Source organism: Acutalibacter sp. 1XD8-33 (genome assembly GCF_003612555.1).
Lineage (GTDB): Bacteria > Bacillota > Clostridia > Oscillospirales > Acutalibacteraceae > Acutalibacter.
Map to the genome: position 1 here is coordinate 1 of NZ_RAZF01000057.1, position 7,991 is coordinate 7,991.

The 7,991-nt window shown below is 49.0% G+C and carries 9 protein-coding genes and 1 pseudogene; 1 reads left to right on the forward strand and 9 read right to left on the reverse strand.

The window, feature by feature from the left end; genetic code table 11:
- The 4 genes and pseudogenes from D7X94_RS17395 to D7X94_RS17410 all read right to left on the reverse strand — a co-directional run.
- Positions 1-666 (reverse strand): VirB6/TrbL-like conjugal transfer protein, CD1112 family (locus tag D7X94_RS17395; protein WP_199715172.1); only part of this gene is annotated, 666 nt, incomplete at its 3' end.
- Positions 667-680: 14 nt separating this feature from the next.
- Positions 681-764 (reverse strand): annotated as a pseudogene (locus D7X94_RS17400) (Maff2 family mobile element protein); the annotation flags it as partial.
- A gap of 90 nt (positions 765-854) precedes the next feature.
- Entirely contained in the window at positions 855-2,525 is a 1,671-nt protein-coding gene (locus tag D7X94_RS17405) for a recombinase family protein (protein ID WP_120429053.1), read from the reverse strand.
- Positions 2,526-2,723 carry a hypothetical protein gene (locus tag D7X94_RS17410; protein ID WP_066540115.1) on the reverse strand — a complete coding sequence of 66 codons (198 nt, stop codon included), beginning with the start codon at positions 2,721-2,723 and terminating at the stop codon, positions 2,526-2,528.
- Between D7X94_RS17410 and D7X94_RS19745 the strand changes: the two genes are divergently transcribed.
- The gene (locus D7X94_RS19745) at positions 2,697-2,936 is read left to right on the forward strand and encodes a tweety protein (RefSeq protein ID WP_081645077.1); all 240 of its coding nucleotides are present in this window, start codon (positions 2,697-2,699) and stop codon (positions 2,934-2,936) included. The two genes, D7X94_RS17410 and D7X94_RS19745, sit on opposite strands and share 27 nt — an antisense overlap.
- A 28-nt stretch (positions 2,937-2,964) precedes the next feature.
- Here the strand turns inward: D7X94_RS19745 and D7X94_RS17420 are convergent, their stop codons facing one another.
- From D7X94_RS17420 to D7X94_RS17440, 5 genes are all read right to left on the reverse strand, one after another.
- Entirely contained in the window at positions 2,965-4,302 is a 1,338-nt protein-coding gene (locus tag D7X94_RS17420) for a virulence-associated E family protein (protein WP_120429054.1), read from the reverse strand.
- Positions 4,271-4,915, reverse strand: a complete 645-nt coding sequence (locus D7X94_RS17425) for a CHC2 zinc finger domain-containing protein (RefSeq protein ID WP_016317497.1) — start codon at positions 4,913-4,915, stop codon at positions 4,271-4,273. Before D7X94_RS17425 ends, D7X94_RS17420 begins: the two co-directional genes overlap by 32 nt.
- Positions 4,916-4,979: 64 nt before the next feature.
- Positions 4,980-6,560: a MobQ family relaxase gene (gene mobQ / locus D7X94_RS17430; protein WP_120429055.1), complete on the reverse strand. Its 1,581-nt coding sequence runs from the start codon at positions 6,558-6,560 to the stop codon at positions 4,980-4,982.
- Positions 6,561-6,746: 186 nt separating this feature from the next.
- The gene (locus tag D7X94_RS17435) at positions 6,747-7,265 is read right to left on the reverse strand and encodes a signal peptidase II (protein ID WP_016218015.1); all 519 of its coding nucleotides are present in this window, start codon (positions 7,263-7,265) and stop codon (positions 6,747-6,749) included.
- 31 nt (positions 7,266-7,296) lie between these two features.
- On the reverse strand, positions 7,297-7,617 hold the full coding sequence (locus D7X94_RS17440; RefSeq protein ID WP_120429057.1) for a TfoX/Sxy family protein: 321 nt from the start codon (positions 7,615-7,617) through the stop codon (positions 7,297-7,299).
- Positions 7,618-7,991 lie beyond the last annotated feature (374 nt).

Here is a 7,991-nt window from a genome sequence, read left to right on the forward strand (position 1 = left end):
GCTTGCCAAAGCCGGATTCCCAAAATGCCCGCGCACCGCCTTTGGATGAAAAGCGGCACTTCTGGACGCGCTGTAAATTTCAATCATGCGCCCGATCAGCACCAGCATGACGCAGAACGACAGCACCGGCATGGTGATTTTTAACAGCATGGTTTCCACCAGCAGGCCGAAAAGCTCCCCAATCTCCATCGTTTCCAGTTGGGCGGCAACATCGCCCAGCGCAGCCGCAAAATCTATGCTGGTCGTGCCGGTAATCACACCGGCGCTTTGCTGTACTACCGTTTGCGCCAGTTCAAAAATCGCCATTGTAATGTCAAAGGTGTGCGTGACCAGATACACAGCCACAAACACTTTCAGAATCCATTTATACAGTGCAAAGGTTTCAAAGTCGTGGAAGTTGTTCTTTTCCATCAGCATCGAAATCAGTTCGTAGCACAGGACAAAGGTCAGGATGATCCCCGCAACCGGCACCACGACTGTATCGCTCAGATTGCGGATCATGGAAAAGACCCCGGCGTTCCATGCCGCCGGGGTCGTCCCCACATTCGCCGCAACCTCCCCGACTTCATTGTTAATCTGGTCAAACATCCCGTCCAGGTTGCCCATGATGCACTCCCGCAGGATTTCCTTGATCCAGTCTTTGATTATGTCGAGGATGTTCAGCATAGGCTATCCCTGCCTTAACCGAACAGGTTTGCCAGCAGAGGGATAAGCTGCATCCCAATCAGGGCAACACCGCCGCCGGCCATAAGCTGTTTTATCCCCAATTAGGTGTAAAACTCTGCTCGATGGCGGGCGGCGGCGTACAAAAAATCTATATGGTGTTTTTAAGAGAACCGTCCCGGCGGGACAGGTCAGGCAGTGACCTGTTCCACCTCCGGGATGGGTTTGAGATTAAAATGAATTTCGATAGAAATGTGTCTTGTTTTATCTTCGTCAATGCGCTCATGCACGACGATTTCTTTGATTAAGCGGTTGAGGGTGGCTGCGTCCAGCTCTGTGATGTTGGCGTATTCCTGAATGGCTTCCACCCATTGTTTTGCGTCATTGGCAAGCTGGACTTCATCGGACAGCCGCTTTCTGCCCTCGGACACTTTTGTTTTAAGCTCCGTCTGCTCGGTCTGTGTCTTTTCCAGCATGGTGTTGAAATTCTGCTCACTGATACGCCCTGCAATCATATCCTCATAAAGCCGCATTACCATTTTGCCCAGAACCTCAATCCGTTCTTCGTCCCTTGTAAGGGAGCGTTCCATTGCTTCCCGCTGTTCCCGCTGCTCGGCTTCACAGGTATTGGTCAGGCGGTCGGCAACCGCTTCCCCGTCCATCAGGGCAGCTCTGGCACATTCCCGGATTTTCCGCAGCACATGGCTGTAAAGGGTGTCATAGTCAATCCGGTGCTGGGTGCAGTGGTTCTTTCCAAAAGCATTGTAGGTCTTGCAGGAGTAAATCCGCTGGGGATGTTTTGCGTTTGTGTAGCGTATCGTCAGCGACTTCCCACACTCGCCACATTTTATCAGTCCGGCAAACAGGCTGATTTCATTGGTCTGCCCCGGACGCTGGCGGGATTTCAGCTTGTTCTGCACAATATCAAAGCTCATGCGGTCAATCAGCGGTTCATGCTGTCCCTCCACCACAATCCAGTCCTCCGGCTTCTTTTCCCCAATCGTGCCGATTTTGAAGCGGTAGTCTTTTTTCTGGGAAGCAATCGCCCCGGTGTAGACGGGATTCATCAAAAGGTCTTTGATAACGGAGAAGTCCCACATATACCGCCCGTTTTCCGGGTCTTTCTTTTCCCATTTGGTGCGGGTATTGCGAAGCCCCCGTTCCCGATTCCACCATGTGGGGCAGGGGATTTTTTCTTCCTCCAGCCGTCTGCGGATATAGTTCGGACCATGACCGTTCAGGGCATATCCGAAAATCAGCCGCACAATCGGGGCGGTTTCCTCGTCAATGAGCAGATGGTTTTTGTCCTCCGGGTCTTTCCGATACCCAAACGGGGCAAGACACCCGGTAAACTGCCCTTTCTGCGCTTTCAGAAGATAAGAGGAATGGACTTTCTTGGAAATATCCTTGCTGTACATCTCGTTCAGGATATTTTTGAACGGGGCGATGTCGTTGTTATCCCGCAGGGTGTCGATACCATCATTCATGGCGATATAGCGGACACCGTTTCTTGGGAAAAAGTCCTCAATCAAATGCCCGGTTTGCAGATAGTTCCGCCCCAGTCGGCTGAGGTCTTTCGTGATAACAAGGTTGATTTGCCTGCGCTCAATGGCTCTCAACATCCTCTGTAAATCAGGACGCTCCATGTTAAGACCTGTGAAGCCATCGTCCTGATAGACTGCCACAACCTCCCATCCCTGCTTTTCGCAGTATTTTTCCAGCATATCACGCTGGTTTGCGATACTGGCACTTTCGCCTTGCAGGTCATCGTCCTTTGACAGCCTGCAATAGACCGCCGCACGATAGCCCCCGGCAAGTGCCTTTCCGATTGTTCTGTATTCCATTTCGTTCATCATAGCCATTTACCCACACAATCCAGACGGTATCTGGCTCTTTTGAACCTCATCTTCATTATAGCCCATATCTTTCTTTTTAGCAAGATATTCTTTCGCATTTATCTTTCCGTATTTCTGGGAAATCAGGCTGACGAACACATCAGTGGCGTCCAGTTCTCCGTCAAACACAGTAGTCACATGAATCTCTGTTTTGTTTTTTGCCATAGGCAGTTATCCTCCATACATGAAAATAGCCAGACAGAGGGTGTCGGCAACGAAGTCCGGCAACGGGCTTCAAAAGACCTTGCAAACAATCTCAATCTGGCACTACTTACTATTTATACTTTTCTTTTATTTTTCTGTTGTTTTGGTTGTTATAAGGGAGAAAAGCCCGGAAATAAGGGATTTTCCCCGGCAACCGGCTCGGCAACGGGATAGCAACAGGAGGTGCAACGGGCTGTCATTCTCAGAATGGAAGCTCCATCTGTTCTGTGACCTCCACAAAACCGTCCATCGTTTTTTCAGACGGGTTGCCGGAGTCCGTTGCCGGGTTTTCACGCTCCCAGCCCTTTTGTCTGCCATATTCTGAAAACATTCTTGGGTTCGGGAAGTACCGCCAGCGGTCAATGCACTGGTTCATAATCTCGTTGATTTCCCGGATTTCCCATTGCTTCGGCTCGTCAAAGGCATGGTTCAAGGCTTCCTTGTAAAGCTGCTTGGAGCAGACCATGCTCCCGGTGTACTTATCAAGATACGCCTGTATCATTCCGGCTTTGGTGTCCTCCGGCATAAAATCCCGCTGGTGTTCTTTGAGATACCGCTGCATGGCGGGGCTGAAAGCCAGCTTGAACCTGCCGCTTCGGTAAATCTCCATCGCTTCCGCCCACATCTGCCCGATATAGGCTCTGGAAGCAGTTTCGTCCTCCAAAATGTGAACCTCGGCTTGCTCCGGGTACACCATGACCGGGATAAAGCGGCGGTTGCCGGAACGGTCAAGGGGCAGGAAGTCAAGGGCATTGGAAGTGCCGCCAAACACGCACTGACGGGGGCGGTCTGCCGGGTGGGTTTCATAGGGTATCTTGTAAACCTCTTTCTGCCGGCTTAAAAACGACTTGATTTCCTCAATGCTCTTGGCGTTGGCGGTTGCCATCATTTCCGACATTTCGATAATCCAGTGACCTTGCAGCTTACGGTACACATTGTCATCGTCCAGCTTCCGCAAATCATCGGAGAACCACTCGTCCCGGACTGCCAGCAGACGGAAGAAGGTGGACTTGCCAGCCCCCTGACCTCCGACCAGACAGAGCATGATTTCAAACTTGCACCCCGGCTGAAAGGCTCGTGAGATAGCGCCCATCAGGAACAGCTTCAACGCTTCATAGGTGTAATCATCTGCGTCAGCTCCCAGAAAGTGCCGTAGGCAGAAGCGGATTCGTTCCTTCCCGTCCCACACAAGGGAACTTAAATAATCCCGGATGGGATGATACTTGTTTTCATTCGCCACAATCCCGATGGCGTTATCAATCTTTTTCTCATTGGTAAGCCCGTAGGTTTCTTCCAGATAGAGAAGCAGATACTTCATGTCCGTATCGTTCAGGGCGGTGCTTTCCCTTTGAAAACCGATGGGCTTTATAATATCTTTGCGGTCGGTCAGGATGTTGTATGCGATAGCTCCGGAAAGCAGCGGGTCACGCTGGAATACGGTCAGGCAGTTCCGTATACTCTGACGGACGCCGCCTTTCTCGGTGGTTTCCAGCCCCGCCTTGATTTCCTCAATGCTCTGGGGCGGCTGCATGGCGTTCATGGTGTTTTTTAGTTCTTGCTGCGTCTGTGGCTGCAAGCTCTGCCATTCGCTGTTCAAGCTGTATCACATCCTTTCCGTAGTCCGTAATCAAAGCCGCTTTTTCCTCCGTCTCCCCAAACAGCAGCACATCCAGCAGATATTCCACATGGGCTTGCTTCTGTAAGGCTTCCACAAACCGGGGATGAAAGGCTTCCTCCGGGGAGTGCGGGGCGTAGTCCATTCTCCATGCCATCAGCAAGTGAAGATAATCGGCAAGGGTACGGAAGCAGCGGCTCTTTGCTTCCTGAAACTGTTCCTCCGGGGATTTCTGCCGGGGCTTGGGCTTTTTTGCCTTTCCCGGCGGTTTCCAGTCCTCATAGGAAAGCCCGAAGTCCTGTGCCAGTTGTACGGCGGCTTCTTTCTTTCCCAGCCCATACAGGGCGGCGGCAAAATCAATCACATCCCCATCCGCACCGCAGCCGAAGCAGTGGTAACGCCTATCCAGCTTCATGCTTGGGGTTTTATCGTGATGGAACGGGCAGCAAGCCATCCCGTTCCGACCTATATGGATTCCATAATGCTCCGCAGCCTGTCTGGTTGTGACGGACTGCTTCACAGCTTCAAATAAATTCAAATCTATCCCTCCTTAAAAAGAAAAAAGCACCTGACATTCTCTGCTTGAAAATGGCAAGTGCCTGTTAAAGTTCCATATCCTGTTGTCTGTGTTTCGTCTGCGTCGGGGCGGTTCTTTGTGCTTTTTTCTCGTCTGCCTTATCCTGCAAGACTTCCTTGATAGGCTGCTTCTTGGGCGGCTCTTTGCTTTCCTCTGTGCCGGGTGTGGCTTTCCGTACCCAGTAGCGGATGTCCCGCAGCTTCTTCAAATCCTCCTGTACCTCGGTCAGCGGTACTTTCAGCTCTGCGATTTCGCTAAGAAGCATTTCCTGCTCCTGTTGCAGCTCATTTTTCGTTTTATCCTTATCGTCCGGATGCTTGGCAAGATAGGCGGCGGCTTTCGCATATCGGGCAACCTCCGGGTGTTCCTGTTTGAATTTCTCCTTTGTTTTCTTAAAAAATATCTTCTGGTACTTTTCATAGACAGGTTTACATTCCTTGCAGGCTGTCCGGCTGGCAAGAATCCCGTCAATCACTTTGCTGCGGGCTTCCTTTTGCTTCATCTGATTGCGGTAATCTGCGGCTGATTTCCCGGAAGATTCCAGAAAGGCTTCTAAGTCCTCCACAGTGGAAAGCCCCTTTTGCCGGAGATAGGACAGGGCTTCGCTGACTGCCTTTAAGTCCTGTGAAGTCCCCCGGTTCTGTCCAGCCCTTGTCCAGTCCTTCCGTTCTTCCTTTCGTATCTCCATATACTTCATCAACAGATTGGGAAGAAGTGTTGCTTCCTCCGCCGCTTTTTGTGCAAGCAGCTCTTTCCGTTTTTCTCCCAGCTCGGTAATCCAGCCTTTGAGGTTTTGGATAAGCTGCCGGATGGATTTCATCAGGCGGTTGGCGGCTCTGATTTCCCGGTTCAGGTTGCCGATATTCGTCTGGATACCACGCTTTTCCATCTGCCGGACAGCAGCCCCCTCATGGACAGTAGGGACAATATCAAGCCCCTGTCTGGCATAGGAACGCAAGTCCACACGCTCCGGGCGGTCATTGGCTTCCAGATAGCGGTTCTGGATGACCTCCCATTCATGCCGCCAGATTTCACAATACTTCTGGTCGTTCCAGTCCACCGTATCCTCCTTGTGGCTTTTCCATCTGCCGGATGGCAGCTTTATCCGTTCCCCATTCTCATCAAGGTCATAAACCTTGCGGCTCTTGGGAAGCCATTTCCCATGTTCGTCCATTGCCCTCATAGTGAGCAGGACATGGGCGTGGGGATTATGTCCCGGCGGATGGGGGTCATGGATGGCAAAATCAGCAATCATGCCTTTGGAAACAAACTGCTTCTGGCAGAACTCCCGGACAAGGACAGCGTACTGGTCGGGCGGTATCTCTCTTGGGATGGTAAGCACCCACCGCCTTGCAAGCTGGGAGTTCCATTGTTTTTCCACCGCTTCGGCGGCATTCCATAGGGTATTGCGGTCTGCATACGACCGTGGGGCATTTGCCGGGAGCAGGATTTCATTGTGGACGATACCACGCTTTTCCGGGTAGTGCTTCACTTGCTGGTCGTATTCACAGAACAGCTTTTCGCCGCTTTGGTAAGCAGCGGCGGCAACCGCAGACTGCCGCTGGCTTCGCTGCACAATCGTGATTTCATTGTGTGGACAGGGCATTTCGTGTCCCTCCTTTCTATGCTTGGTGGATGGGGTGGCGTTTTACCACCTCATTTTGGGCAGAAAAAAAGCAGGAGACCTTTTTCAGATTTCCTGCTCGGTGTGCCGCTGTGTGAGCGGCGGGTATTTAGTTGTAAAAGTTCGGGACAAGTTGACCCGATGTATAAGAAATAATAAACCAGAAGTTTACAAGCTAAATTTGTTACAACAAAAATGTAAATACTCTTTAACCGATATTTCTTTGCTATTCAAAATTCCAATAGCAACAAATATAACTTCTGCAACTGTAAGATAGCAGTCTTTCAAATCAAAAATAAAAAGGGTAGGTATCTGCAAAAAATCTAAACTTCCACCCCAAAACAGCTTATCAATCAAGCTACATAAACATCCCGATATGCCACAAATCATTATTATTTTTACCCAAAAACTTATATGTGCTCTTTTTGCCTGATATAGCATATATCCTGAAAAAAAGAGGAACAAAACAAACACATTCAATAAAATGGTAACAAACGGACTTGATAATAATTCGAAGAAATTTCCAGCATAAGATAAACGAGTATTTAGTTCTGGATTAAATCTTAAAACTTTGGCTATTATATCAAATTCGCATTTCATAAATACTTTTGAAATTACTATTTTAACCGTCTGGTCAATTAGAACCAATAATGCCACAGGTATAATAAACGGCTTAAACTTTTCCATCAGTAACACTTCCTCTCAAATTATTATTTTGTTATTTTTTCTTTTTCGATTTAGGGGTAGGCAATTCCTTATACATAGCATTAAACAATCCTGTCAAAAACTCTTTATTATCAACTTCATCTACCAACAACATTTCTTTTGCTCCCTCGTAAGGTAACTCATACGAAACCGTTGGCATATAACTTATTGCTGATTTTACTGGTTTGACAAGTAATCTATCATCATAGATACCGCCTACAATCTTACCACGATAATAAATGACAAATTCGCCCATCATAGCTCGATAGGTAATGTCATTCAAGCCAGATAACTGACCTAAAATAAATTCTAAATATTCTTTGCTGGATGCCATAACTTTACCTCAATTTCTAAATTTATTACTGACTTCATTATACTTTATTGCTTATCGAAAAGATAGCATATTTTATGAAACTTGTCGGCTGGGAACAGCTTGCATTGCAAGGTGTCCCCAGATGGCAAGTCCACAAAAGGGTAGCTGGCGGCAGCCAGCGCAGGGGAAGCGTAGCGTCCCCTGTTTGATTTGGAGCAGACCTTGACTGCGGAAAATCACAGCCCTCCGGCGAGGAGCCTTCGGAGAACGCAATGCACCAACCTCTGGGTGGTGTATAATTGCGCCCTATCCAAGAACTCGGATAGGGCGCATTATCCGAGATTTTTAATTATCCGAGGAAATTCTTAAAAACCTTTTGTATGCGGGGGTTCATG